The sequence below is a fragment of the Bacillus cereus group sp. BfR-BA-01355 genome (assembly GCF_022663675.1).
Lineage (GTDB): Bacteria > Bacillota > Bacilli > Bacillales > Bacillaceae_G > Bacillus_A > Bacillus_A thuringiensis_S.
In genome coordinates this window covers 1-1,845 of the sequence record NZ_JAKUFY010000245.1, presented here as the reverse complement: position 1 = coordinate 1,845, position 1,845 = coordinate 1, and the positions used below count along the sequence as shown (strand labels likewise).

Genomic DNA, 1,845 nt, shown 5'->3' with positions numbered 1-1,845 from the left:
ACCCCGCATTAACGGGCAGTAAAACTCCCACCTTAAAATTCGCCTGGAGCAAAGAGGTTAGGTGGGAGATAAACTGCCCATAAATGCCCGATTGGTTCAACTAATAATCAGTGGGGATGCCCCCACTGATTAAAGTTTCACTTTATCGCTTTTCAATCGCCACAATAAATGGCGGGTTATTTTGCTGGTTAATGAAGCCATATCGTAGTACGTGAGCTTGTTTTTGGTCTAGTTTTTCAGCAAATGTAAGTACAGCGTCGCGTTCTACTTGTCCTTCTGGATGTCCGTGGTAAATGACAAGAACGATGATACCTTCAGGTGCCATTACTTCTAATAGTTGTTCGATCGCTGAGATTGTTGAGTTCGGTTTTGTAACGATATGCTTGTCTCCGCCTGGAAGGTAACCTAAGTTGAAAATTGCGCCTGTTACTTTTCCTTTTGCATCTTCTGGTAATACGGATAGAAGAGTATCGTGACTATCGTGAACTAAAACAGTACGTTCAAAAAGTTCTTTTTCTTTTAGACGAGTTGTTGAGCTTTCGATTGCCTCTTTTTGAATATCAAATCCAAATACTTTTCCGCTATCTCCAACGATTTCAGCTAGGAAGCAAGTGTCATGGCCGTTTCCTAAAGTTGCATCTACAGCGTAATCGCCTTCTTTTACTGCCGTTTGCAGAAGCGAGCGAGCAAACGGTAATACACGTTCTAATTTCATTTTTGTTTCTCCTCATTTGCATATTTTCCTTGCCAGCTTCCGCGGCGTACAAATTCTGCATCGATGGAATTTAATACTTCCCATTTATTTAAGCTCCACATTGGGCCAATCATTAAATCAGGCGGACCGTCACCTGTGATGCGGTGCACAATTACGTCTTCTGGAATCATTTCAAGTTGGTCAACAACGAGACTTACGTAATCTTCAAGAGAAAGGAACTCGAGTTGTCCTTTTTCATATTGCTTCACCATTGGCGTTCCTTTTAATAAGTGAAGTAAATGAATTTTAATTCCTTGTACGTCAAGCTTTGCTACTTCACGAGCTGTTTCCATCATCATGTCGTAATCTTCAAGTGGAAGACCATTAATAATATGAGAGCAAACTCTAATGCCATGCTTACGTAATTTATTTACACCTTCCACGTAAGATGGGTAATCATGAGCGCGATTAATAAGGTTTGCAGTTCGTTCGTGAACAGTTTGTAAACCGAGTTCAACCCAAAGGTATGTGCGTTTATTTAAGTCCGCTAAATATTCAACGACATCGTCTGGTAAGCAATCTGGACGAGTCGCGATAGAAAGACCGACAACGTCTTTTTCTGCTAGAAGCGGTTCGAATTTTTCTTTTAAAACTTCAAGTGGTGCATGTGTATTTGTGTACGCTTGGAAATAAGCGATACATTTTCCGTCTTTCCACTTTGAGCGCATTTTTTCTTTCATTTCATGATATTGCGTTATAACATCATCGCGGCGATCACCAGCGAAGTCACCAGATCCGGCAGCACTGCAAAATGTACAACCGCCGTAAGCAACTGTACCGTCCCGGTTCGGGCAATCGAAGCCAGCATCTAATGAAACTTTAAAGATTTTTTCACCAAATTCATTTCGTAAATGGTAATTCCATGTATGATAACGTTTATTGTCGTTTGTATATGGAAAAGGGTTTTGAACCTTCATTACTTTCCCTCCTAAGCCGAGTCAAAATGAAACAAAATCCATTATAACATACTCATAAGGTAGAGATGGAAGGGACACACTAAAGGGGAATTGAAGCAAGGAGGGACAATTATGGCAGAGCGTCAATCACTTGAATCGTATATTACACAAGCGGAACAAGCGGTGGAATATGCG

General features: G+C 40.9%; 2 protein-coding genes and 1 pseudogene. 1 reads left to right on the top strand and 2 read right to left on the bottom strand.

Going from position 1 to position 1,845, the window contains the following annotated elements; genetic code table 11:
* Positions 1-142: 142 nt before the first annotated feature.
* Positions 143-715 carry a tRNA 5-(aminomethyl)-2-thiouridylate-methyltransferase MnmM gene (gene mnmM, locus MR167_RS31325; RefSeq protein WP_074790633.1) on the bottom strand — a complete coding sequence of 191 codons (573 nt, stop codon included), beginning with the start codon at positions 713-715 and terminating at the stop codon, positions 143-145.
* The gene (mnmL, locus tag MR167_RS31320; RefSeq protein ID WP_000868035.1) at positions 712-1,671 is read right to left on the bottom strand and encodes a tRNA modification radical SAM protein MnmL/YtqA; all 960 of its coding nucleotides are present in this window, start codon (positions 1,669-1,671) and stop codon (positions 712-714) included. Before mnmL ends, mnmM begins: the two co-directional genes overlap by 4 nt.
* Before the next feature lie 111 nt (positions 1,672-1,782).
* Between mnmL and MR167_RS31315 the strand changes: the two are divergent.
* Positions 1,783-1,845, top strand: a pseudogene (locus MR167_RS31315) (DUF2524 domain-containing protein); the annotation flags it as partial.